This is a genomic window from Kitasatospora sp. NBC_01560 (genome assembly GCF_045208415.1).
Taxonomy (GTDB): Bacteria; Actinomycetota; Actinomycetes; order Streptomycetales; family Streptomycetaceae; genus Kitasatospora.
The window spans coordinates 3,716,637-3,739,914 of the sequence record NZ_CP109364.1 but is presented as its reverse complement, the minus strand read 5'-3'; the positions used below and the strand labels follow the sequence as shown (position 1 = coordinate 3,739,914).

Sequence of the window (23,278 nt, the reverse complement as noted above, 5' to 3'; positions counted from 1 at the left end):
ACATGGCCGCTTGCAGGCGAATGTTCTGCACGGTCGCTCATGGGTGGAACGTTGACTATTCGGCACAGGAAGAGATCGGTTCACAAGTACTGCCTTCGGGCGTGGAACGTGGGTTCGGGATTGACTGTGTCGGGCACGTTGTTGGGTCCTGAGGGAACGGCCGTATGGTCGTTGCTTCAGAGATGCCGGTCTCACTTGAGGCAGCCCGTTTCGGGTTGTTGATGGTGGGTGACTGGTCGTTGTTTGAGAACTGCACAGTGGACGCGAGCATCTGTGGCCAAGTTTTTAAGGGCGCACGGTGGATGCCTTGGCACCAGGAACCGATGAAGGACGTGGGAGGCCACGATAGTCCCCGGGGAGCCGTCAACCAGGCTTTGATCCGGGGGTTTCCGAATGGGGAAACCCGGCAGTCGTCATGGGCTGTCACCCATACCTGAACACATAGGGTATGTGGAGGGAACGCGGGGAAGTGAAACATCTCAGTACCCGCAGGAAGAGAAAACAACCGTGATTCCGGGAGTAGTGGCGAGCGAAACCGGATGAGGCTAAACCATCAGCGTGTGAGACCCGGCAGGGGTTGCGCTGGTGGGGTCGTGGGATTTTTCTTGATCGGTCTGCCGGCCGGTCGACGAGTCAGAAACCGTATGGGTAGTCGAAGGACATGCGAAAGGTCCGGCGTAGAGGGTAAGACCCCCGTAGACGAAATCTGTACGGCTCGTTTGAGAAACTCCCAAGTAGCACGGGGCCCGAGAAATCCCGTGTGAATCTGGCGGGACCACCCGCTAAGCCTAAATATTCCCTGGTGACCGATAGCGGATAGTACCGTGAGGGAATGGTGAAAAGTACCGCGGGAGCGGAGTGAAATAGTACCTGAAACCGTGTGCCTACAAGCCGTGGGAGCGTCGGACATGCAGCTTGCTGTGTGTCTCGTGACTGCGTGCCTTTTGAAGAATGAGCCTGCGAGTTTGCGGTGTGTAGCGAGGTTAACCCGTGTGGGGTAGCCGTAGCGAAAGCGAGTCCGAATAGGGCGTTTCAGTTGCATGCCCAAGACCCGAAGCGGAGTGATCTAGCCATGGGCAGGTTGAAGCGGAGGTAAGACTTCGTGGAGGACCGAACCCACCAGGGTTGAAAACCTGGGGGATGACCTGTGGTTAGGGGTGAAAGGCCAATCAAACTCCGTGATAGCTGGTTCTCCCCGAAATGCATTTAGGTGCAGCGTCACGTGTTTCTTGCCGGAGGTAGAGCACTGGATAGGCGATGGGCCTCACCGGGTTACTGACCTTAGCCAAACTCCGAATGCCGGTAAGTGAGAGCGTGGCAGTGAGACTGTGGGGGATAAGCTCCATGGTCGAGAGGGAAACAGCCCAGAACACCGACTAAGGTCCCTAAGCGTGTGCTAAGTGGGAAAGGATGTGGAGTCGCAGAGACAACCAGGAGGTTGGCTTAGAAGCAGCCACCCTTGAAAGAGTGCGTAATAGCTCACTGGTCAAGTGATTCCGCGCCGACAATGTAGCGGGGCTCAAGCACATCACCGAAGTCGTGTCATTGCAGCATATAGGGCCAACGCCTGCTGTGATGGGTAGGGGAGCGTCGTGTGCCGGGTGAAGCGGCGGTGGAAACCAGTCGTGGACGGTACACGAGTGAGAATGCAGGCATGAGTAGCGATACAAGAGTGAGAAACTCTTGCGCCGATTGACCAAGGGTTCCTGGGTCAAGCTGATCTGCCCAGGGTAAGTCGGGACCTAAGGCGAGGCCGACAGGCGTAGTCGATGGACAACGGGTTGATATTCCCGTACCCGCTTTGAAGCGCCAACGCTGAACCAGGTGATGCTAAGGCCGTGAAGCCGGCCCGGAGTCTTCGGACAAAGGGACGTGGTGGAGCCGCCGGACCAAGTCTGTATTAGGTGAGCGATGGGGTGACGCAGGAAGGTAGTCCAGCCCGGGCGGTGGTTGTCCCGGGGTAAGGGTGTAGGGCGTTGTGTAGGCAAATCCGCACAACAATAGCCTGAGACCTGATGCCGAGCCGATTGTGGTGAAGTGGATGATCCTATGCTGTCGAGAAAAGCCTCTAGCGAGTTTCATGGCGGCCCGTACCCCAAACCGACTCAGGTGGTCAGGTAGAGAATACCGAGGCGTTCGGGTGAACTATGGTTAAGGAACTCGGCAAAATGCCCCCGTAACTTCGGGAGAAGGGGGGCCATTCCTGGTGACGAGTCTTGCACTCCGAGCTGGGGGTGGCCGCAGAGACCAGCGAGAAGCGACTGTTTACTAAAAACACAGGTCCGTGCGAAGCCGTAAGGCGATGTATACGGACTGACGCCTGCCCGGTGCTGGAACGTTAAGGGGACCGGTTAGCTCTGATTCGTCGGGGCGAAGCTGAGAACTTAAGCGCCAGTAAACGGCGGTGGTAACTATAACCATCCTAAGGTAGCGAAATTCCTTGTCGGGTAAGTTCCGACCTGCACGAATGGCGTAACGACTTCTCGACTGTCTCAACCATAGGCCCGGTGAAATTGCATTACGAGTAAAGATGCTCGTTTCGCGCAGCAGGACGGAAAGACCCCGGGACCTTTACTATAGCTTGATATTGGTGTTCGGTTCGGCTTGTGTAGGATAGGTGGGAGACTTTGAAGCAGCAACGCCAGTTGTTGTGGAGTCGTCGTTGAAATACCACTCTGGTCGTGCTGGATGTCTAACCTGGGTCCGTGATCCGGATCAGGGACAGTGTCTGGTGGGTAGTTTAACTGGGGCGGTTGCCTCCTAAAGAGTAACGGAGGCGCCCAAAGGTTCCCTCAGCCTGGTTGGCAATCAGGTGTTGAGTGTAAGTGCACAAGGGAGCTTGACTGTGAGACTGACGGGTCGAGCAGGGACGAAAGTCGGGACTAGTGATCCGGCGGTGGCTTGTGGAAGCGCCGTCGCTCAACGGATAAAAGGTACCCCGGGGATAACAGGCTGATCTTCCCCAAGAGTCCATATCGACGGGATGGTTTGGCACCTCGATGTCGGCTCGTCGCATCCTGGGGCTGGAGTAGGTCCCAAGGGTTGGGCTGTTCGCCCATTAAAGCGGTACGCGAGCTGGGTTTAGAACGTCGTGAGACAGTTCGGTCCCTATCCGCTGTGCGCGTAGGAGTGTTGAGAAGGGCTGTCCCTAGTACGAGAGGACCGGGACGGACGAACCTCTGGTGTGCCAGTTGTCCTGCCAAGGGCATGGCTGGTTGGCTACGTTCGGGAGGGATAACCGCTGAAAGCATCTAAGCGGGAAGCCTGCTTCGAGATGAGCACTCCCACCTCCTTGAGAGGGTAAGGCTCCCAGTAGACGACTGGGTTGATAGGCCGGATATGGAAGCCCTGTAAGGGGTGGAGTTGACCGGTACTAATAGGCCGAGGGCTTGTCCTCAGTTGCTCGCGTCCACTGTGTTGTTCTGAAACAACGACCCCCATGCCAGGTCACGGTATGGGTGCGGTGATAAGTTTCATAGTGTTTCGGTGGTCATAGCGTGAGGGAAACGCCCGGTTACATTCCGAACCCGGAAGCTAAGCCTCACAGCGCCGATGGTACTGCAGGGGGGACCCTGTGGGAGAGTAGGACGCCGCCGAACAATCATTCCAGAAAGACCCCCTCCGGATTCCGGAGGGGGTCTTTCTGCGTTGTGCGCCAGGTACGATCGCCGGGTGAGTACGTACTGGCACGTCGTCCTGCCACCGCTCTGCGCCTGACCGGGCGCAGACGCTGACGGTTCCCCCCGCAGTCCCCGCCGGCCGCTGGGCCGGCCAGGGGCCCCCGTCGTGCGCCCGTTTCGAATCCAGTCCCTCTTGACTCATTCGACGACGCATTCGACGACGGAAGACCATGACTGTGCCGAACCGTACTTCTCCTGATTCTCCAGTCCGCCAGGCCCCGGCCCCGACCTCGGCCGTCCGGCGGGCGGCCGTCCGGGCCGGGCTGCTCGGCGGGCCCGTGCCGATCCTGGTCGCGGCCGTGCTCTGGGGCACGACCGGGACCGCCGGCTCGATGGCACCCGCCGGGGCGCCCCCGGCGGCCATCGGCTGTGCGGGCCTCGTTCTGGGTGGCCTGCTGCTGTTCCTGACCTCCCGTGAGGCCCGTTCGCTGCCCCGGGAGTGCGCCCCGGCCGAGCGTCGGCTGATCGTGCTGGGAGCGGTGGCCGTGGCGGGGTACCCGGTGACCTTCTACCCGGCGGTGGGACGGGCCGGCGTCGCCGTGGCCACGGTGATCGCGTTGGGAAGTGCTCCGGTGTTCGCCGGGTTGCTGTCCTGGATCGCCGGCGACGGGCGGCCGACCGCACGGTGGGCCGGCGCCACCGCGGCCGCCGTCCTGGGGTGCGTCCTGCTCGTGCTCGGTCCCGAACTCGCCGGTGCCGCAACGACCGTGGACCTCACCGGTGTCGTGCTGGCCGCCGCGGCGGGGCTGTCCTACGCGGCGTACTCCCTGATCGGGGGCCGGCTCATCACCCGCGGCGGGCACCCGTCCGGCGCGGTGATGGGGGCGTTGTTCGGTGCCGCCGCGCTGCTCGTGCTGCCGGTGGTGATCCTCACCGGCCCGCACTGGCTCGGCACCCCGCGCGGCGCGGCGGTCGCCCTGTACCTGGCGCTGTTCACCGTGCACTTGGCCTACCGGCTCTTCGGGCACGGGCTGCGGCGCACGGCCGTGTCGGTGGCGACGACGCTGACCCTGGCCGAGCCTGCCGTGGCCGCCGTCCTGGGCGTCACGGTCGTCGGTGAGCGCCTGCCGGCCGTCTCCTGGTGCGGACTGGCGGTCCTTGCAGCGGGCCTGGCCCTGCTTGCCGTGCCCGGTGCGGGCCGGAACGGCACCGTCCGGGGCGGGTCAGAGCCGGCCGGCGGCCTTGAGGGCGAGGTACGTGTCGGCGAGGGCCGGGGCGACCGAGGCGGGCGGGGCGTCGAGGACGGTGATGCCCGCGCGGGTGAGCCGGTCGGCGGTGAGTCTGCGGTCGGCGCGGGTCTGCTCGGCGGCGGCCGCGCCGTACACGGCCTCCACCGTGCCGCGGCCGGCGGCCAGTTCGTCGAGGTGCGGGTCGGAGACGGAGGCGAGGACGACCTCGTGGCGCTTGGTGAGCAGCGGCAGCAGCGGCAGCAGGCCGTCCTCGACGGGTGCGGCGTCGAGCCCGGTGAGCAGGACGATCAGTGAGCGGTGCGGGGCCATCTTGAGGGCGGTGGCGACCAGCGAGCGCATGTCGGTCTCGTAGAGCGCGGGTTCGAGCACGGCCATCGCGTTGGTGAAGGCCGGCAGGATCTCGTTGGGGGAGCGGCCGGCCACCGAGACGCGCTTGCGCAGGTCGTGGGCGAGCAGGTCGACCCGGTCACCGGCCTTGGTGGCGAGCGCGGTGAGCAGCAGTGCGGCGTCGAGCGAGGCGTCCAGGCGGGGGGCGTCACCGACCCGCCCGGCGGAGGTGCGGCCGGTGTCCAGGACGAGGAGGATGTGGCGGTCGCGCTCGGGCCGCCAGGTGCGGACGGCGACGGTGTGCCGACGGGCGCTGGCGCGCCAGTCGATGGAGCGGATGTCGTCGCCGGGCAGGTACTCGCGCAGGGAGTCGAACTCGGTGCCCTGGCCGCGGGTCAGGACGGACGTCCGGCCGTCGAGTTCGCGCAGCCGGGCGAGCCGGGAGGGCAGGTGCTTGCGGCTGTTGAACGGGGGCAGGGCGCGGACGGTCCAGGGGGCGAGGTGCGAGCCCTGACGGCCGGCCAGGCCGAGCGGGCCGAACGAACGGATCGTCACCTTGTGCGCGTGGTGGTCGCCGCGGCGGGTCGGGGTGAGCACGGTGGTGACGCGGCGTCGCTCGTGGCCGGGGACGCGCAGGGTGTGCCGGGAGCCGGCGGTCGCCGTGCCGGGCCGCCAGGCGGACGGGGCCCAGGCGTCCCTGACGAGGGCCCGGAGCGGGCGGCCGGCCGGGTTGGTGACGCTCAGTTCGACGGAGGCGGGTTCGCCGAGCCGGACGGTGGTGTCGCCGCCCCGGGTGATCCGCAGGCTGCGGACCGGGGCGGCGAGCACCAGATCGACCGTGACGGCGAGCAGGACCGCGCCGGTGACGGCGGCGATGCCGGTCCAGGAGGGCAGGAGCAGGCCCACGACGAGCGCGCCGAGTGCGGCGAGCAGGGCGGTTCGCCCGGTGAGGGCCATGCGGTGCGCTCCTTCGGGAACGGGGCGGTGGAGGCGGTCAGCGGGGGGCGGGCGTCTGGGCCAGGACGGCCTGGATGACCGAGTCCGCGGTGACGCCCTCCATCTCGGCCTCGGCGCGCAGCGCGACGCGGTGCCGCAGGGTGGGCAGGGCCAGCGCCTTGACGTCGTCTGGGGTGACGTAGTCGCGGCCGGCCAGCCAGGCCCAGGCGCGGGAGGCGGCGAGCAGGGCGGTGGCGCCACGGGGGGAGACGCCGATGGAGAGCGACGGGGACTGCCGGGTGGCCCGGCAGAGGTCGACGATGTAGGCGAGCACCTCGGGCGAGACGGTGAGCTTGGCGATCTGCCCGCGGGCGGCCGCGATGTGCTCGGGGCCGGCCACCGGGCGGACGCCGGCGGCGGCGAGGTCGCGCGGGTCGAAGCCGGAGGCGTGCCTGGCCAGGACCTGGTACTCCTGGTCGCGGTCGGGCAGCGGCAGGACGAGCTTGAGCAGGAAGCGGTCGAGCTGGGCCTCGGGCAGCGGGTAGGTGCCCTCGTACTCGACCGGGTTCTGCGTCGCGGCGACGAGGAACGGGACGGGCAGGGCGCGCGGCTCGCCGTCGACGGTGACCTGGTGCTCCTCCATGGCCTCCAGCAGGGCGGCCTGGGTCTTCGGCGGCGTCCGGTTGATCTCGTCGGCGAGCAGCAGGTTGGTGAAGACGGGGCCGGGCTGGAAGGAGAACTCGGCGGTGCGGGCGTCGTAGACCAGCGAGCCGGTGACGTCGCCGGGCATCAGGTCGGGGGTGAACTGGATGCGCTTGGTACCGAGGCTGAGCGCGGTGGAGAGGGTACGGATCAGCAGGGTCTTCGCGACGCCGGGGACGCCCTCCAGGAGCACGTGGCCGCCGCAGAGCAGGGCGACGACGAGGCCGGTCACGGCCGCGTCCTGGCCGACCACGGCCTTGGCGATCTCGGCGCGCAGGGCGGTCAGCGCCTGGCGCGGGTCGGTGTCGCCGCCGGGGGCGGCCGTGGCACCGGGGGTGGCGGTCGCCGGGCCGGGGGTGATGCGGAGCTGGGCGGTGGCCTGTTCGGTCACGGCTTCCGTACCTGCCTTTCGAGGGCGTCGAGGTCGTCGGCGAGCCGCAGCAGCGCGGCGTCGTCGGTCGGGGGCGGGCCGTACAGGAGGGCCCGTACGTCCCCGGCGGGCGGCTCGGGGAGGCGGTCGGCGATCGCCGCGCAGAGCGCGGTGGGGTCGGGTGCACCGGCGTGGAGCGGGACGCCCAGGGCCGGCGCGAGGCGGTGGGCGGTGGCGCGGCGCAGGGCGTCGGCGGCGCGGCCGTGGGCCTTGGCCCGCCGGTAGAGGCGGGCCCGGCCCTCGGTGGTCTCGGCGGCGCGGACGACCACGGGCAGGTTCTCGCTGATGACGGGGCCGAGCCGGCGGGCGCGCCAGAACGCGGTGAGCAGTACGGCGGCGGCGAGCTGGTACGCGGCCCAGCGCCAGCCGTCCGGGACGAAGTCGGTGACCTGGTGGTGGCCGGAGCCCTCGGCGAGCGGGGCGGAGTAGTCGGGCAGCACCCAGGTGAGGGTGGGCCGGGAGCCGAGCAGGCCGAGGGCCAGCGAGGCGTTGCCGTCCTTCTTGACGAGTTCGTTGCGCAGGAAGTCGCCGCTGCCGAGGACGACGGCCTCGGTGCCCTTGCCGGTCGGCGCGGTCACCAGGGGGTAGCCGGTGCCGCGCGGGTAGCAGCCCTCGCCGCGGCTGCCGGCGGTGTAGAGCACCCCGCCGAGGTGGGCGCTGCCGGCCCGGACGGCCTCGGCCAGCCCGCACTTCGGGTCGGTGCTGCGGACCGAGGCGTAGGCCGGGCCGGTCTCCTCGGCGAAGCGGACGCCGGGCACCAGGGCGGCGAGGGCGTCCGGGCCGGGCGCGACCAGGACGAGCCGGGTGTGCCCGGCGGCGGCGAGGGCCCGGAGCTGGTCGTGGCCGAGCAGGTCGGGCTCGGGCACCACGACGGTGTCGTTGCCGCCGGTGCGGGCCGGGAGGTCGGTGGTGACGTCGACCCGGAGGCCCTCGCGCTGGAGCAGGGCGATCACGGCGTGGCTGCCGGACGGGTCGTAGGAGCGCGGGTCGAGCGGCGGGTAACGGCGGTCCTGGTTGAGGCCGGCCAGCAGGGCGGCGGAGAGCAGGACGACGGCGGCGGTGAGCAGGTACCACCGGGAGCGGTGCCAGAGGCTGCGGCCGGTGGGGGCGAGGCTGCTCGGGCTGACCCGGGGCGGCGGTCCGGGCGGTCCGGGCGGACCGCCGGGCGCTGCGGCGTCCTGGGGGCCCGGGACGGTGTCCGGGGTGGCGCCGGGGACGGTGCTGGTCATGCCGTTCCTCCCGGGGCCGCGGCGAGGGCCGGGCGGGCGCGTTCGAGGGCCTGGTCGAGGTCACGGAGCAGCTGGTAGGCACCCTGGTCGGCGGTGCGCTCGCCGTACGCGATGTCGTCGAAGGTGCGGGCGGCCGTGCCGAGGTCGGCGGCGTGCGCGGGCAGCACCCGGCCGGCCTCGGCGGCCGCCTCGTCGGCGGTGCGGCCGGGGCGGGTGTCGAGCAGGGTGCGCTCCTCCAGGGCCCGGACGATGGCGCGCATCTGCTCGCGGACGGCGTCGGCCCACTGCCCGGCGGCGGCGTGCCGTTCGGCCTCGGAGCGGTGCTCGGCGGCGCTGCGCGGTCCGGCGGTGCCGAAGACGCCGACGGTGGTGGCGGCGGCCCGTCCGGGGGCGCCGAGACGCCACCAGAGGGCGGCGCCGATCACGGCGGCGACCACCAGGAACAGGATCAGCCCGGTGGTGCCGGTGGCGCCGTCACCGCCGATGGCGTTGAGCGCGTCGTCGATCCGGTCCATGAACCAGTTGTAGATCCGCTCCTGGAGGCTCGGGTCGTGCCGGTGGTAGTCGGCGTTGAGCAGCTCGTCCCGGACGGCCTCGCGGGCCGGGTCGCGTGGAACGGTGACCGGGGCCCCGCCCGAGGCCACCGCCCTCTCCCCCCAGTTCGGCATCCGGTTCAGAGCCTCGCCGCGTTCGGGCTCCGGCCGTCCCAGCCGGCGCCGCCGTACTCGGGCAGGCCGGCGGCGCGGGCCAGCTCGATGTCCAGCGCCTCGCGGCGGATCCGCTGGTCGACGTAGAGCAGGACGCCGATGGTGGCGGTGAAGGGGATCGTGACGGTGGAGGAGAGCACACCGGCGATCGCGTTGAAGATCAGCGTGATGGCGGGAAGCGTGGCCGCGGTCTCGCCGGAGCCGATCTGGTCGGAGATCTCGTTGAAGCCGAGGACCAGGCCCACGACGGTGAACGGGACGCTGATGATCCCGGCGACGATGCCGGCCAGCACCTGGCTGAGGATGTTGATGCCGAAGATCCGCCACCAGGAGCCGCGGACCAGCCGGCGGGAGCGGGAGAGCGCGGTCAGGATGCCCTGCTTCTCCAGCATCAGGGCGGGCGCGGCCAGGCTCAGCTGGATCCAGATCCAGAACGCGACCGGGATGCTGAGCAGGCCGACGACGACCAACAGGGCGGCGATGACGGGCTCGTCCGCGCCGGACAGCAGGTAGCCGATCAGCGGGGCGAAGCCGAGCAGCACGATGCCGGCGCCGATCAGGCCGGTCAGCAGGGTCAGGCCGACCAGCTGGAGCAGCCGGGGGCGGGCGTCGCGCCAGGCGTCGCGGACGCTGGCGGCCTGGCCGAGGATGGCGCGGCTGACGACCATGGTGAGCAGCGCCGCGGCGACCACGCCGAGCAGCAGCGCCACGGGCAGGCTGATCAGCGCGGAGACGACCGGGGTGAACTCGCCGGTGTCGCCGTTGACGGCGAACTGGGCGGTGAGGACGGCCCCCTGCTGGACGACGGCGACGCCGAGGGAGAGCCCGAGCGTCGCGCGCCAGTGCTTGCGGATGGTGGAGACGGCGCCGTCCAGCATCTCGCCGAGGCCGAGCGGGCGCAGCGGGATGATGCCGGGCTTGGGGCTGACCGGGACGCCCCAGCCGTACGGGCCGGGCTGCCCGTGCGGGCCGCCCGGCTGCGGGCCGCCGTACTGGGGGCCGCCGTGGCCGGTGCCCCAGGCCGGGGGCGCGGTGGGCGCGCCCTGGGGTGGTGCCGACTGCCCGGGCACGGCGGCGGGTGCGTCGGCCGGGGGCCGGGCCTCGTCGCGGGGCTGCTCGGACGAGCTGGGCGAGGCCCAGCCCGGAGTGTCGGTCATCACTGCTCCTCGGAGGGGCGTCAGGGGGTGCGGGCCGGGTGGATCTTCACCCGCGCGCAGCGCCCATCGTGCCATGGTGGTCGGACGGGCCCCAGGGGTATCCGGTTGCTGAACGACAACGGGGGCCCGCCCTGCGCCCGCCCGGCGGCGCCGGGGGCACCCGGACCGCTCCGGGCAAGGACATTCGTCCGGTATGGCCGGAATTCGCCGTGCCGGGACTTGGCCGTTCTGGCGCAAAGGGACTGCTGTGCGGCAGGTCACAATCCGGTAATGAGAGGATGGAAGCATGAAGGGACGTGTCCTCGTCGTTGATGACGACTCCGCACTGGCCGAGATGCTCGGCATTGTGCTGCGTGGTGAGGGTTTTGAGCCGTTTTTCGTCGCGGATGGGGACAAGGCACTAGCCGCGTTCCGGGAGACCAAGCCCGACCTGGTCCTGCTCGACCTGATGCTGCCGGGGCGGGACGGTATCGACGTCTGCCGGCAGATCCGGGCGGAGTCCGGTATTCCGATCGTCATGCTGACCGCCAAGACGGACACCGTGGACGTCGTGGTCGGCCTGGAGTCCGGGGCCGACGACTACGTCACCAAGCCGTTCAAACCGAAGGAGCTGGTGGCCCGGGTACGAGCCCGACTGCGCCGTGCCGAGGAGCCGACGCCCGAGCAGCTGACCATCGGCGATCTGGTGATCGACGTGGCCGGCCACTCCGTGAAGCGGGACGGCCGGGGCATCCCGCTGACCCCGCTGGAGTTCGACCTGCTCGTCGCGCTGGCCCGCAAGCCCTGGCAGGTCTTCACCCGTGAGGTGCTGCTGGAGCAGGTCTGGGGGTACCGCCACGCCGCGGACACCCGACTGGTCAACGTGCACGTCCAGCGTCTCCGGTCCAAGATCGAGAAGGACCCGGAGCGCCCCGAGATCGTGGTGACCGTCCGTGGCGTCGGCTACAAGGCCGGGCCCAGCTGACGTGATGTACCAGGCTGACGAGACCCCGTCGGGTTCCTCGACCGACGGGGGCGGTGCCGTGCGCGGGGACGTACTGAGCTCCACCACCCGCAACCGCCGCCGGCGCCGGCTCACGGCGCTGGTCGCGCCGGTGGTCCGTCAGCTGCGCCGGCCGCTGCGCCGGCTGGTCGCGCTCTACCGCCGCTCGATCCAGCTGCGGGTGGTCGCGGCCACCCTGATGCTGTCCGTCGTCGTGGTGCTGGTGCTGGGTGTGGTCGTGGTGGCGCAGGTCCGCAACGGCCTGCTGAACACCAAGAAGGACTCGGCGCGCAGCCAGGCCAGGGCCGGCTTCCAGACCGAGCTGAAGAAGATCGACGAGGCGAAGGACCTGCGCCTCAAGGTCGGCTCGACCGCCGACCCGACCACCGAGGAGCTCGGCAACTGGCTGCTCAAGCAGGTCGGGGACCTCGCCGCCAGCGGGCAGAGCGTCTACTCGGTGATCGCCATGCTCCCGCACGGGCAGCCGGTCGCACCGCAGAACACCGGCCTCGGGCCGCGCTACTCCGGTGACATCCTGCCGCTCAGCATCCCCGAGACGCTGCGCGCCAAGGTGTCCGAGGAGGCGGGCATCTTCGACCAGCCGACCCTGATCCACCGCGGCCCGGACGGCAGCGGCGGCACCGAGCCCGGCCTGGCCATCGGCATGCAGTTCACCGGGCCCACCAACGCCCCGTACCAGCTGTACTACGTCTTCTCCTTCGGCCAGGAGACCGACACCCTCGGCCTGATCACCGGCACGCTGGCCACCGCCGGCGTCTTCGTGGTGATCATGATGGGCGGCATCGCCTGGCTGGTGGTGCGCCAGGTGGTGACGCCGGTCCGGATGGCCGCCGGGATCTCCGAGCGGCTCGCCGCCGGGCACCTGGAGGAGCGGATGAAGGTCACCGGGACGGACGACATCGCCCGACTCGGTGAATCGTTCAACCGGATGGCCAACGCCCTGCAGGCGCAGATCCGCCAGCTGGAGGAGCTCTCCCGGGTCCAGCGGCGGTTCGTCTCGGACGTCTCGCACGAGCTGCGCACCCCGCTGACCACGGTGCGGATGGCCGCGGACCTGATCTACGACAGCCGCGAGGACCTCGACCCGATGGCGGCCCGCTCGGCCGAGCTGCTCCAGGGCCAGCTGGACCGCTTCGAGTCGCTGCTCGCCGACCTGCTGGAGATCAGCCGGTTCGACGCGGGCGCGGCGATCCTGGACGCCGAGCCGGTCGACCTGCGCGAGATCGTCGGCCGGGTGATCGAGGCGGCCGACCCGCTGGCCCAGGCCAAGGGCAGTGCCGTGGTCGTCCGCGGCGACGGCGAACCGGTGGTGGCCGAGGTCGACTCCCGCCGGATCGAGCGCATCCTGCGCAACCTGGTGGTCAACGCGCTGGAGCACGGCGAGGGCCGCGACGTGGTCGTCCGGCTCGGCTCGGCCGACGGCGCGGTCGCGGTCGGTGTCCGCGACTACGGCATCGGGCTCAAGCCCGGCGAGGCGTCCCGGGTGTTCCACCGCTTCTGGCGGGCCGACCCGTCCCGGGTGCGCACCACCGGCGGCACCGGGCTCGGCCTCTCCATCGCGGTCGAGGACGCGCACCTGCACGGCGGCTGGCTCCAGGCCTGGGGCGAGCCCGGCGGCGGCTCGCACTTCCGGCTCACCCTGCCGCGCACCCGCGGCGGCGAGATCAGCCGGGCACCGTTCCGGCTGGAGCCGGAGGACTCCCGGAACAACCGCGGCCTCGGCTCCTACGGGACGCCGTACCGGCGGGCGATCCGCCCGGTCGGCGCCACCGCGCTGACCGCCACCGACGACCCGGCCGTGCCGGAGACCCCGGACACCCCCGGCAGCGGCTTCGGCAGCGGGCTGGGCGGCGTGCTGAGCATCGGCCCGGGGCTCGGCAGCCGCCGGCTGCCGGAGGGCCCGCGGACCGACCCCTCGGACGTGCGGACCGCCGGTGCCGGGTACGGTGCCACCGGAGCCCAGGTCATGGTGGACCCGACGCCGGGACGGCCGTCGGTGGCACAGCGGACGACGGAGCCGGACCTCACCGGTCCGGCACAGGCCCTGCACGGCGCGGGCGGGACGGACACGGAGGGGTCGCAGCGTGCGAAGGACGAGCAGCAGGACTGATCCGCGGCTGGTCGCGGTGGCCGGTGCGGTGCTGGGCGGCCTGCTCGCGAGCGGCTGCGCGGCGATGCCGGACTCCGGCGGCATCGGCAGGGTCGAGCTGTCCCAGGGCTCCCCGGACAAGAACGTCCCGGTCCGGGTGTTCCCGGTGGAACCCTCCAAGGGGGCCAGGCCGGACGAGCTGCTGATCGGGTTCCTGGACGCGCTGACCGCGGACGAGAGCTACGAGACCGCGCGCAAGTACCTGACCGAGGAGGCCGGGCAGCACTGGAACCCGGAGGCGGGCATCCAGGTGCTCGCGTCCAACCCCTACCCGCGGACCAACCAGAGCGTGACGGACACCGACACCTCGGTCTCGTTCCAGGTGCCGGGCAAGGTCGTCGCCAAGGTGGACGACAAGCACGCCTACACCTTCTCGGGCGGGCAGCTGGACGTCGACCTCCCGTTCACGTTCGTCCGGGAGAAGGGCGGTGAGTGGCGGATCGCCAACCTGCCCGACGGGCTGATCATCAACCAGACCAACTTCCGCAACAGCTTCCGCCAGGTGGACCGCTTCTTCTACGCGCTGCAGGACCCGTCGGCGGCCCGCACCGCGGTGACCGGCGCGGCCGCGCTCGGCCCGCAGGAGGTGCTGATCGCCGATCCCATCTACCTGCGGCGCCGAATAGACCCGCTGACCGCGGCCGCCAAGGCCGTCGTCGCCGGTCCGTCCGACTGGCTGTCGCCGGTGGCCCGGACGGCGTTCCCGGGCGGCACCGTCGTCGACCGGGTCACCGTCGACGAGGCCCGCACCGCGCACGTGGTGCTGAACGGCGTCGACCTCAGCGGGGCGATCGCCTGCCGGCAGATGGCCACCCAGCTCCTCTACACCCTCGCCGACCAGGGCAAGGGACAGGTCGAGCGGATCGAGCTGAAGGGCCCGCGCGGCAGCGGCTGCCAGCTCGGGCGCGCCGAGGCCTCCACCACCGGGCCCAGCGCGCTGGCCGGCGCGGTCGCCGACAAGCAGTACTTCCAGCGGGCCGACGACGGCGTCCTCATGGAGGCCCGGGACACCGACGGCACGCCCGTCCGCGGCCCGCTCGGCCGGCCGCAGCCGAACAAGCAGCCGCCGCTCAGCGCGATCGCGGTGGCCCGGGACGGCGAACGCGCCGCGGCGATCAGCGGCAACGGCCACCAGCTCTTCTCGGTGGGGCTCTCGGACAGCGGACAGGCGATGCCCGAGCCGGTGCTCACCACCCAGGCCCGGCCCGGCGAGCGGGCCGAGGACGCACTCGCCTCCCCCAGCTGGGACGGCCGCGGCGACCTCTGGGTGGTCGACCGCGACCCGCAGAACCGGCGGGTGCTGATGGTCCGCGGCGGCAAGTCCTACCCGGTGCCGGTCGAGGGCCTGGACGGCCGGACCGTGCAGGACCTCAAGATCTCCTCCGACGGCGTCCGGATCGCCCTGGTGCTCAAGGACGCCTCCGGTGCCCGCTCGCTCTGGCTCGGCCTGGTGCTGCACAGCGGCGCGAAGGAGACGCCCACCGCGGAGATCACCGGCCTGCGCCGGGTCGCGCCGCTGCTCACCGACATCGCCTCGGTGTCCTGGGCGGAGGCCGACCAGCTGCTGGTGCTGGGCAAGGAGAACGGGCGGCTGCAGCAGCTGCACTACATCAGCACCGACGGCTCGCAGAGCAGTGACGCCCCGCTCCAGGGTGGCGAGGGGATGTACTCGGCCGAGGCCTCGGAGTTCAGCGGGGAGACCGCGACGCAGGTGCCGCCGGTGCTCGCGCGGCAGGCCGACGGCAAGATCTACCGGCTGGTGAACAACCAGTGGCGGGAGGTCAACCCGAGCCTGCGGGCGGCGGGCTTCTTCTACCCGGGCTGACCCGGGCGGCCCCCCGGAGCCCCGGGGGCGGGCCGGTGCGGGACGGCGGCCGCGACGGTGGCGGCCCCCTTCGGCGGGAGACCGGCGGCGGCGAGCGCCCGGGCCGCCTCGGCGAGGGTGGCGCCGGTGGTGACCAGATCGTCCACCAGGACCGGTTGACGGCCGCTCAGCCGCCCGCCCGCGCGCGGCAGCAGGGTCAGCGCGCCGTGCAGGTTCCGCCGGCGCTCGGGGGCGGTGAGACCGGCCTGGTCGGCGACCGGCCGGGTGTGCCGCAGCACCGGCGCGGCCCGGGCGTCCAGCCCCGCCCGGCGCAGCGCCCGGGCGGCGGCGCCGGCCAGCCGGAGCGTCGGGTCGTGACCGCGGGCGCGGACGGCGGCGCGGGTGGAGGGCATCGGGACCAGCAGCAGCGGCGCCGACCCGGCGTGCGGCCCGAGCGAGGAGCGCACGGCCAGGGCGAGCGCTTCGCCGAGCGGGCCGGCCAGCCGCAGTGCGCCGCGCTCCTTGTGCGCCAGCAGCAACTGCCGGACCGGGCCCGCGTACGCGGCGGCGGCGTGCACCCAGGGCAGGGCGGTGGGCCCCGGTGCGGCGGTGGACAGTGCGCTCCGGCAGGACGGGCAGAGCTGGGTGTGTCCGGCCCCGCAGCCGACGCACCCGGCCGGCAGCAGAACGTCCAGCAGGCCGACCAGTGCGTGACCGAACGGCCCTTGGGAAGGCTGTGGCCGGGCGGGTTCTGGGGAGGGTGGCACGGCTGCTCCTGGCGGCTTCAGGCACGGAGAGTGAGCAAAGAATGCGCCGTACGGGGGGTGTTGTCCAGGCATTTGCCCATGTTTCACTCACTGGAGGGTAGACAGGGTGCAACAGCTTGACCGCCGGCCCACAGCATCCCGTCATACCCGCTCTCCCGCCTGGGGAGGCGAAAACCCCGTGTGAGGTGTTCGATAAGGCTCCAGGGGGTTTCAACCGTCCCTGGTGGGGAGGAAGTGAGGTGAGGGCCAGTCGTTTCCACCGCTCGCGGTGGGACGGGGGGCCGGCAGTGGATTGGCTGGTCCGGCTGGGTCTCAGCCCGATCCGGTAGCACCCGGATCGGCGTCAGCACGAGGGATCGGAGTTCTGCGTGGACATCGTCGTCAAGGGCCGCAAGACCGAGGTGCCCAAGAGGTTCCGCGAGCACGTGGCCGAGAAGCTGGAGAAGGTCCAGAAGTTCGACGGCAAGGTGATCAGCCTCGACGTCGAGGTGTCCAAGGAGCACAACCCGCGTCAGGCCGACCGGTCCGAGCGGGTGGAGATCACTCTCCGTACCCGTGGCCCGGTGATCCGGGCCGAGGCCGCCGCCGGTGACCCGTACGCGGCTCTCGACCTGGCTTCGGCGAAGCTCGACGCACAGCTGCGCAAGTCCGCAGACCGGCGCCGGGTGCACAAGGGCGGCAACGGCCGCACTCCCATCAGCGTCGCCGAGGCGACCGCGGCCCTCGCCGCGCTGCCCGAGACGACGCAGCCGGAGGGCGCGACCAACGGGGCCGTCCGCAAGACCATGATGGGATCCCTGGAAGTGGAGGGCGAAGGCCCGCTGGTGGTCCGGGAGAAGACCCACCCGGCCGCCCCCATGGCGCTGGACCAGGCACTCTACGAGATGGAACTGGTCGGCCACGACTTCTACCTGTTCGTGGAGAAGGACAGCGGCCTGCCGAGCGTCGTCTACCGCCGGCACGGTTACAACTACGGCGTCATCCACCTGAAGGCCGACGGCTCGTCCGCGGCGGGTGGCGGCGCAGGCGGTGCGTTCGGCGGGTCCGGCGACGAGGACTGACCGTCCGACAAGTGTGCGAGAGGTGACCCCGGTGGCTGTGCTGCCGGGGTCACCGGCGTTCCGGGGTGGCACCGGGGCGGCATCGGGGCGGCATCGGCGTGGCATTGCGCCCGGGCCGTCCCGGCGCTGCCCCGGTCGGGCTTGCGGGGCCACCGCGGAGCCCGAGGTCACCCGGTGCGAACGCCCCGGCGCCGGAGGGTGACCGCAGGACACCGCGGCCGTGGAATGATTGGCGCACGACGACCGGCGACGGGGGAGGAGCGGATGGGGGATCACTTCGGGCTGGGGCCCGCTGCGCGGCCGGTCACGGGGGTGGCGCCGGGGCGGAGGGAGGAGCCCGAGTACGCCCCGCACCGGAGTGAACCGATCCGGGTCCTGGTGGTGGACGACCATGCGCTGTTCCGCCGCGGGCTGGAGATCGTGCTCGCGGAGGAGGAGGACATCAAGGTCATCGGCGAGGCGGGGGACGGCGCCGAGGCCGTGCTGAAGGCCGCCGACCTGCTGCCCGACATCATCCTGATGGACGTCCGGATGCCGCGCCGCAGTGGGATCGAGGCCTGCACCGCGATCAAGGACGTGGTGCCCAGCACCAAGATCATCATGCTGACGATAAGCGACGAGGAAGCCGACCTCTACGAGGCGATCAAGGCCGGTGCCACCGGCTACCTGCTCAAGGAGATCTCCACCGACGAGGTCGCCACCGCGATCCGCGCGGTCGCCGACGGGCAGTCACAGATCAGCCCGTCGATGGCGTCCAAGCTGCTCACCGAGTTCAAGTCGATGATCCAGCGCCGCTCCGACGACCGGGACCTGGTGCCCGCACCCCGGCTGACCGACCGGGAGTTGGAGGTGCTGAAGCTGGTGGCCACCGGGATGAACAACCGGGAGATCGCCAAGGAGCTGTTCATCAGCGAGAACACCGTGAAGAACCACGTGCGCAACATCCTGGAGAAGCTGCAGCTGCACTCCCGGATGGAGGCCGTGGTCTACGCGATGCGGGAGAAGATCCTCGAAATAGGGTGACGCCCGCCGCGCCGTCCCGGCCACCGGGCGGCGCGCGGCCGCACGGGACCCGTCCGGCCGGGGGCGCCCCGGGTGTTCCGGGTGTTCAGGGTGGCGGCCGGGACGGCCGGACGGGGGGTTCAGCCGCCGAGCAGCCGCTCCAGGGCCGGGCGCAGGGCCTCGTCCTGCAGGGCCTCGACCCGCACGTTCTCGCAGCCCACCCACTCGGCCGCCGAGCGCAGGGCGGTCGCCAGCGCCTCGACGTGCCGGGCGGAGTCCAGCGAGACCTGACGGGCCACCAGGGTCCGTCCCTCCCGGGCCGGATCGACCCGGCCGACCAGCTGCCCGCCGGCCAGCAGCGGCATCGCGAAGTAGCCGTGCACCCGCTTGTGCTTGGGCGTGTAGGCCTCCAGCCGGTGGGCCATCCCGAAGATCCGCTCGGTGCGGGCCCGGTCCCAGATCAGCGAGTCGAACGGGGAGAGCAGCGTCGTCCGGTGGCGGCCGCGCGGCGGGCCGGCGAGCGCGGCCGGATCGGCCCAGGCGGCGGCGGGGGAGCCGGCCGGCCCCCAGCCCGCGACCTCGACCGGGACGAGACCGGAGTCGGCGAGGACGGCGTCCAGCTGGTCGGCGCGGAGACGGTGGTAGTCGAGCAGGTCGGCCCGGGTGGCCACGCCGAGTGCGGCGCCGGACTGCGCGACCAGGGTGCGCAGGCACTCCTCGTCGGTCGGCTCCGGCTCGAACAGCTCGGCGGGGACGGCCTGTTCGGCCAGCGAGTAGAGCCGCTTCCAGCCCTGGCGTGCGGTGCAGACCACGTCGCCGAAGGCCAGCGCCCGCTCCACCGCGATCTTGGTGTCGGACCAGTCCCACCAGTCGGCCGTCCGCTTGGCACCGCCCAGGCCGGAGGAGGTGAGCGGGCCCTCGGCGCGCAGCCGGTCCAGCACCGACCGGTAGGTGGCCTCGTCGGCCTGCTTGCCCCAGACGTGGGCGCGCTCGCGGTAGCGCCGGCGGCGGAACGCGAACAGCGGCCACTCCTCGATCGGCAGGATGCAGGCCGCGTGCGACCAGTACTCGAAGCTCGCCCCCGAACCCCAGTAGGCGGCCTCGACGGCCGGGCGGCCGACCGCGCCGAGCCGGGCGTACGGGATCAGCTCGTGGGAGCGGGCCAGTACCGAGATGGTGTCGAGCTGGACGGCGCCCAGGTGCCGCAGCACGCCACGCACCCCGCCCCGGCGGTCCGGCGCGCCGAGCAGGCCCTGGGCGCGCAGGGCGATCCGGCGGGCTTCGTCGGCGCCGAGGGTGGTGACGGGTGCCGGGGCGGGAGTCGAGGCGGTCATGCCGGCGAGCGTAGACCGGGGCACTGACAACGCGGGTGCGCGCGGGGGCGGGTGGGTGCGGCCCCGGGCGGGTACGTGCCCGCCCGGCCGCCCGCCCGGACGGCTGCGCGGGGACGGCCCCGGGCGGGCGGCTGCGGAGAGGGTGCTGCGGGGTGGGGCACTCGGCCGGTCCGGGCGGAGTCAGCCCGCGAGGTCGGTGGCGAGCAGCCCGCCGATCCAGGTGTCGCGGTACTCGCCGCGCTGCTCGGCGAACGACCGCAGGGTGCCCTCGAAGCGGAAACCGACCCGCTCGGCCACGGCGCGTGAACCCTCGTTCCCCACGTAGGCCACCCACTCCAGGCGTCGCAGACCCAGCTCGGTGAGCCCGTGGCGGGCCACCGCGCGGGCGGCCTCGGCGGTGTACCCGCGGCCGCGGTACTCCTTCGTCGCCCACCACCCGATCTCGGCGGCGCCCGGCCGCCCGGGGCAGCGGACGAGGCCCTGGGTGCCCACCAGGGCCCCGGTCGCCCGCTCGATCACGCACCAGACGAGGTTCTCGCCGGTGCGCCGGCCGTTGACGGCCAGGTCCTTGACGAAGTACTCCGCGTCCTCGCGCCGGTACGGGACGGGTACCACCGTCCAGCGCTGGATCTCGGCCTCCTGGCAGGCCTCGTGGATCGCGTCCACGTCGGACTCCCGCGGGGGCCGGAGGAGCAGCCGCTCGGTGCAGAGGGTGCCGGGCTCGGGGGTTTCGGTGCTTTCCGGGGTTCCGGGCAAAGCTGTCATGCACGGATTGTTCCGTGCAGGGAGGAACACGAGCATCCGAATAACCGGCGGAACTGCCCAATCGGCCGGTGTGCTGACCGTTTTGCCCCGGTGGGCGATGCTATCGGGTCATGTGCTCGCACGAGTGACACGGGAATAGCGTGCTGACGCACCTCCCGGGGTGTTGGACTCCTCGCATACGATGGCCCGTGCGGTGGGGTGGACCCCCCGTGCAGTCGTCCAGTGCCAATACAGGCAAGGAGCCCGCTCTAGTGTCCGTCTTCGACAAGATCCTGCGCGCCGGCGAAGGCAAGATCCTTCGCAAGCTGCAGCGGATTGCTGCCCAGGTCAACTCCATCGAAGAGGACTTCGTCAACCTCACCGACGCCGAGCTGCGTGCGCTGACCGACGAGTACAAGCAGCGACTCGCCGACGGCGAGACCCTGGACGACATCCTCCCCGAGGCGTTCGCCACGATCCGTGAGGCGGCCAAGCGCGTCCTCGGGCAGCGGCACTACGACGTCCAGATCATGGGTGGCGCCGCCCTGCACCTCGGCTACGTCGCCGAGATGCGCACCGGTGAGGGCAAGACGCTGGTCGGCACCCTGCCCACGTACCTCAACGCGCTGACCGGCAAGGGCGTGCACCTGATCACCGTCAACGACTACCTCGCCGAGCGCGACTCGGAGTGGATGGGCCGGGTGCACCGCTTCCTCGGCCTCGAAGTCGGCGTGATCCTGGGCAACATGACGCCCGCCGAGCGCAAGCGCCAGTACGCGATGGACATCACGTACGGCACCAACAACGAGTTCGGCTTCGACTACCTGCGCGACAACATGGCCTGGTCGCAGGACGAACTCGTCCAGCGCGGCCACAACTTCGCGGTCGTCGACGAGGTCGACTCGATCCTCATCGACGAGGCCCGCACCCCGCTGATCATCTCCGGCCCGGCCGACCAGGCGACCAAGTGGTACGCCGACTTCGCCAAGCTGGTGCAGCGCCTGAAGATCGACCGCGACTACGAGGTCGACGAGAAGAAGCGCACCGTCGGCGTGCTGGAGGAGGGCGTCGCCCGGGTCGAGGACTACCTCGGCATCGACAACCTCTACGAGTCCGTGAACACGCCGCTTGTCGGGTTCCTGAACAACGCCATCAAGGCGAAGGAGCTCTACAAGAACGACAAGGACTACGTCGTGATGAACGGCGAGGTCATGATCGTCGACGAGCACACCGGCCGCATCCTGGCCGGTCGCCGCTACAACGAGGGCATGCACCAGGCGATCGAGGCCAAGGAGGGGGTGGAGGTCCAGAACGAGAACCAGACGCTGGCCACCATCACCCTGCAGAACTTCTTCCGCCTCTACGACAAGCTTTCCGGCATGACCGGTACCGGCACCACCGAGGCCGCCGAGTTCCACCAGATCTACAAGCTCGGCGTGGTGCCGATCCCGACCAACAAGAACCCGCTGCGCATCGACCAGCCCGACCTGATCTACAAGTCGGAGCCGGCCAAGTTCGCCGCCGTGGTCGAGGACATCGCCGAGAAGCACGAGAAGGGCCAGCCGGTGCTGGTCGGCACCGTGTCGGTGGAGAAGTCCGAGTACCTGTCGCAGGAGCTGCGCAAGCGCGGTATCCCGCACGAGGTGCTGAACGCCAAGCACCACGAGCGCGAGGCGCAGATCGTCGCCCAGGCGGGCCGCAAGGGCGCCGTGACCGTCGCCACCAACATGGCCGGCCGCGGTACCGACATCATGCTCGGCGGCAACTCCGACCACCTCGCGGCGGCCGAGCTGGCGCAGCGAGGGGTCACCCCGACCGAGACGCCCGAGGAGTACGAGGCCGAGTTCCCGGCCGCGCTGGAGAAGGCCAAGGCGTCCGTCAAGGCGGAGCAGGACGAGGTCAAGGAGGCCGGCGGCCTCTACGTCCTCGGCACCGAGCGGCACGAGTCCCGCCGGATCGACAACCAGCTGCGCGGCCGCTCCGGCCGTCAGGGCGACCCGGGCGAGTCCCGCTTCTACCTGTCGCTCGGCGACGACCTGATGCGCCTGTTCAAGGCCGGCATGGTCGAGCGCGTGCTCTCGATGGCCAACGTGCCCGAGGACGTGCCGATCGAGTCGAAGATGGTCACCCGCGCCATCGCCTCCGCGCAGACCCAGGTCGAGCAGCAGAACTTCGAGATCCGCAAGAACGTCCTCAAGTACGACGAGGTGCTGAACCGCCAGCGCGAGGTCATCTACGGCGAGCGCCGCCGCGTGCTGGAGGGCGAGGACCTGCAGGAGCAGGTCGGCCACTTCATGGACGACACCGTCGAGGCCTACGTCAAGGCGGCCACCGGCGAGGGCTTCGAGGACGACTGGGACCTCGACAAGCTCTGGACCGCGCTGAAGCAGCTCTACCCGGTGACGCTGGAGCTGGAGCAGCTGGAGGAGGAGGCCGGCGGCACCGCCGGTCTGACCCCGGAGTTCCTCACCAAGGCCGTCCAGGAGGACATCCAGGGGCAGTACGGCGCCCGTGAGGACCAGCTCGGCGCGGAGATCATGCGCGAGCTGGAGCGCCGGGTCGTCCTCTCGGTGCTGGACCGCCGCTGGCGCGAGCACCTCTACGAGATGGACTACCTCCAGGAGGGCATCGGCCTGCGGGCCATGGCGCAGCGCGACCCGCTGATCGAGTACCAGCGCGAGGGCTTCGACATGTTCACCGCGATGATGGAGGGCATCAAGGAGGAGTCCGTCGGCTACCTGTTCAACCTGGAGGTCCAGGTCGAGCAGCAGGTCGAGGAGGTGCCGGTCGAGGACGCCCAGGTGGTGCTCGACAAGCTGGAGAAGGACGCCGCCCGCCCGGAGATCAAGGCCAAGGGCCTGGAGGCCCCCAAGCCGCAGCGCCTGCACTACACGGCGCCCTCGGACGAGGTCGGCGGCGGTGTGGTCGAGGGCGACTTCGACGACTTCGCGCCGGAGGACGAGGGCGACGGGCTGACCCGCGCAGAGCGCCGCAAGGCCGCCAAGTCGGCCAAGGGCCGCCGCCGCAAGGGCTGAGGCGCGGCCGGTCCACCCGGC

At 70.8% G+C, this 23,278-nt stretch carries 14 protein-coding genes, 2 rRNA genes and 1 pseudogene; 9 read left to right on the top strand and 8 right to left on the bottom strand.

The window, feature by feature from the left end; translation table 11 throughout:
* Positions 1 to 275 precede the first annotated feature (275 nt).
* From OH807_RS16025 to OH807_RS16015, 3 genes and pseudogenes are all read left to right on the top strand, one after another.
* A 23S ribosomal RNA gene (locus OH807_RS16025) occupies positions 276 to 3,397 on the top strand.
* 85 nt (positions 3,398 to 3,482) lie between these two features.
* A 5S ribosomal RNA gene (gene rrf / locus OH807_RS16020) occupies positions 3,483 to 3,599 on the top strand.
* Positions 3,600 to 3,850: 251 nt separating this feature from the next.
* Positions 3,851 to 4,789, top strand: a pseudogene (locus OH807_RS16015) (EamA family transporter); the annotation flags it as partial.
* Positions 4,790 to 4,843: 54 nt separating this feature from the next.
* Here OH807_RS16015 and OH807_RS16010 read toward each other — a convergent pair.
* The 5 genes from OH807_RS16010 to OH807_RS15990 form a co-directional block, all read right to left on the bottom strand.
* On the bottom strand, positions 4,844 to 6,154 hold the full coding sequence (locus OH807_RS16010) for a DUF58 domain-containing protein (RefSeq protein WP_406199054.1): 1,311 nt from the start codon (positions 6,152 to 6,154) through the stop codon (positions 4,844 to 4,846).
* 37 nt (positions 6,155 to 6,191) lie between these two features.
* Positions 6,192 to 7,121 carry an AAA family ATPase gene (locus OH807_RS16005; protein WP_406211009.1) on the bottom strand — a complete coding sequence of 310 codons (930 nt, stop codon included), beginning with the start codon at positions 7,119 to 7,121 and terminating at the stop codon, positions 6,192 to 6,194.
* A gap of 101 nt (positions 7,122 to 7,222) precedes the next feature.
* Positions 7,223 to 8,494, bottom strand: coding sequence for a DUF4350 domain-containing protein (locus OH807_RS16000; protein ID WP_406199052.1), 1,272 nt, complete (start codon positions 8,492 to 8,494; stop codon positions 7,223 to 7,225).
* Complete coding sequence (locus tag OH807_RS15995; protein ID WP_406199051.1) at positions 8,491 to 9,138, bottom strand: DUF4129 domain-containing protein; 648 nt, start codon at positions 9,136 to 9,138, stop codon at positions 8,491 to 8,493. The genes OH807_RS16000 and OH807_RS15995 overlap by 4 nt, the downstream gene beginning before the upstream one ends.
* A gap of 29 nt (positions 9,139 to 9,167) precedes the next feature.
* Positions 9,168 to 10,358: a hypothetical protein gene (locus tag OH807_RS15990; RefSeq protein ID WP_406199049.1), complete on the bottom strand. Its 1,191-nt coding sequence runs from the start codon at positions 10,356 to 10,358 to the stop codon at positions 9,168 to 9,170.
* A 286-nt stretch (positions 10,359 to 10,644) separates the two neighbouring features.
* Between OH807_RS15990 and mtrA the strand changes: the two genes are divergently transcribed.
* Genes mtrA through OH807_RS15975 form a run of 3 tightly spaced genes read left to right on the top strand, consistent with a single transcriptional unit; the run spans position 10,645 to position 15,335 of the window.
* Complete coding sequence (gene mtrA, locus OH807_RS15985) at positions 10,645 to 11,322, top strand: MtrAB system response regulator MtrA (protein ID WP_030061806.1); 678 nt, start codon at positions 10,645 to 10,647, stop codon at positions 11,320 to 11,322.
* 58 nt (positions 11,323 to 11,380) lie between these two features.
* Positions 11,381 to 13,471, top strand: coding sequence for an MtrAB system histidine kinase MtrB (mtrB, locus tag OH807_RS15980; RefSeq protein ID WP_406199047.1), 2,091 nt, complete (start codon positions 11,381 to 11,383; stop codon positions 13,469 to 13,471).
* Positions 13,446 to 15,335, top strand: a complete 1,890-nt coding sequence (locus tag OH807_RS15975) for an LpqB family beta-propeller domain-containing protein (protein ID WP_406199045.1) — start codon at positions 13,446 to 13,448, stop codon at positions 15,333 to 15,335. Before mtrB ends, OH807_RS15975 begins: the two co-directional genes overlap by 26 nt.
* Here the strand turns inward: OH807_RS15975 and OH807_RS15970 are convergent.
* The gene (locus OH807_RS15970; RefSeq protein ID WP_406199043.1) at positions 15,323 to 16,081 is read right to left on the bottom strand and encodes a ComF family protein; all 759 of its coding nucleotides are present in this window, start codon (positions 16,079 to 16,081) and stop codon (positions 15,323 to 15,325) included. The genes OH807_RS15975 and OH807_RS15970 overlap by 13 nt on opposite strands.
* 368 nt (positions 16,082 to 16,449) lie before the next feature.
* On the opposite strand from OH807_RS15970, the gene hpf reads away from it, so the two are divergent.
* Positions 16,450 to 17,142, top strand: coding sequence for a ribosome hibernation-promoting factor, HPF/YfiA family (gene hpf / locus OH807_RS15965; RefSeq protein WP_406199041.1), 693 nt, complete (start codon positions 16,450 to 16,452; stop codon positions 17,140 to 17,142).
* A gap of 264 nt (positions 17,143 to 17,406) precedes the next feature.
* A complete protein-coding gene (locus tag OH807_RS15960) occupies positions 17,407 to 18,165 on the top strand; it encodes a response regulator (protein WP_406199039.1) in 759 nt (252 codons plus the stop codon).
* 119 nt (positions 18,166 to 18,284) lie between these two features.
* On the opposite strand, the gene OH807_RS15955 is transcribed toward OH807_RS15960, so the two are convergent.
* Positions 18,285 to 19,478 carry a winged helix-turn-helix domain-containing protein gene (locus tag OH807_RS15955; RefSeq protein ID WP_406199037.1) on the bottom strand — a complete coding sequence of 398 codons (1,194 nt, stop codon included), beginning with the start codon at positions 19,476 to 19,478 and terminating at the stop codon, positions 18,285 to 18,287.
* 180 nt (positions 19,479 to 19,658) lie between these two features.
* On the bottom strand, positions 19,659 to 20,243 hold the full coding sequence (locus OH807_RS15950; protein ID WP_406199034.1) for a GNAT family N-acetyltransferase: 585 nt from the start codon (positions 20,241 to 20,243) through the stop codon (positions 19,659 to 19,661).
* Between the two features lie 251 nt (positions 20,244 to 20,494).
* On the opposite strand from OH807_RS15950, the gene secA reads away from it, so the two are divergent.
* Complete coding sequence (gene secA / locus OH807_RS15945; protein WP_406199032.1) at positions 20,495 to 23,257, top strand: preprotein translocase subunit SecA; 2,763 nt, start codon at positions 20,495 to 20,497, stop codon at positions 23,255 to 23,257.
* Positions 23,258 to 23,278: the final 21 nt, after the last annotated feature.

Excerpts from the sequence above, each read along its gene's own strand:
- OH807_RS16010 (WP_406199054.1), bottom strand. The coding sequence starts at position 6,154 with ATGGCCCTCACCGGGCGAACCGCCCTGCTCGCCGCACTCGGCGCGCTC.
- OH807_RS16000 (WP_406199052.1), bottom strand. The coding sequence starts at position 8,494 with ATGACCAGCACCGTCCCCGGCGCCACCCCGGACACCGTCCCGGGCCCC.
- OH807_RS15990 (WP_406199049.1), bottom strand. The coding sequence starts at position 10,358 with ATGACCGACACTCCGGGCTGGGCCTCGCCCAGCTCGTCCGAGCAGCCC.
- mtrA (WP_030061806.1), top strand. The coding sequence starts at position 10,645 with ATGAAGGGACGTGTCCTCGTCGTTGATGACGACTCCGCACTGGCCGAG.
- OH807_RS15960 (WP_406199039.1), top strand. The coding sequence starts at position 17,407 with ATGGGGGATCACTTCGGGCTGGGGCCCGCTGCGCGGCCGGTCACGGGG.
- OH807_RS15955 (WP_406199037.1), bottom strand. The coding sequence starts at position 19,478 with ATGACCGCCTCGACTCCCGCCCCGGCACCCGTCACCACCCTCGGCGCC.
- OH807_RS15950 (WP_406199034.1), bottom strand. The coding sequence starts at position 20,243 with ATGACAGCTTTGCCCGGAACCCCGGAAAGCACCGAAACCCCCGAGCCC.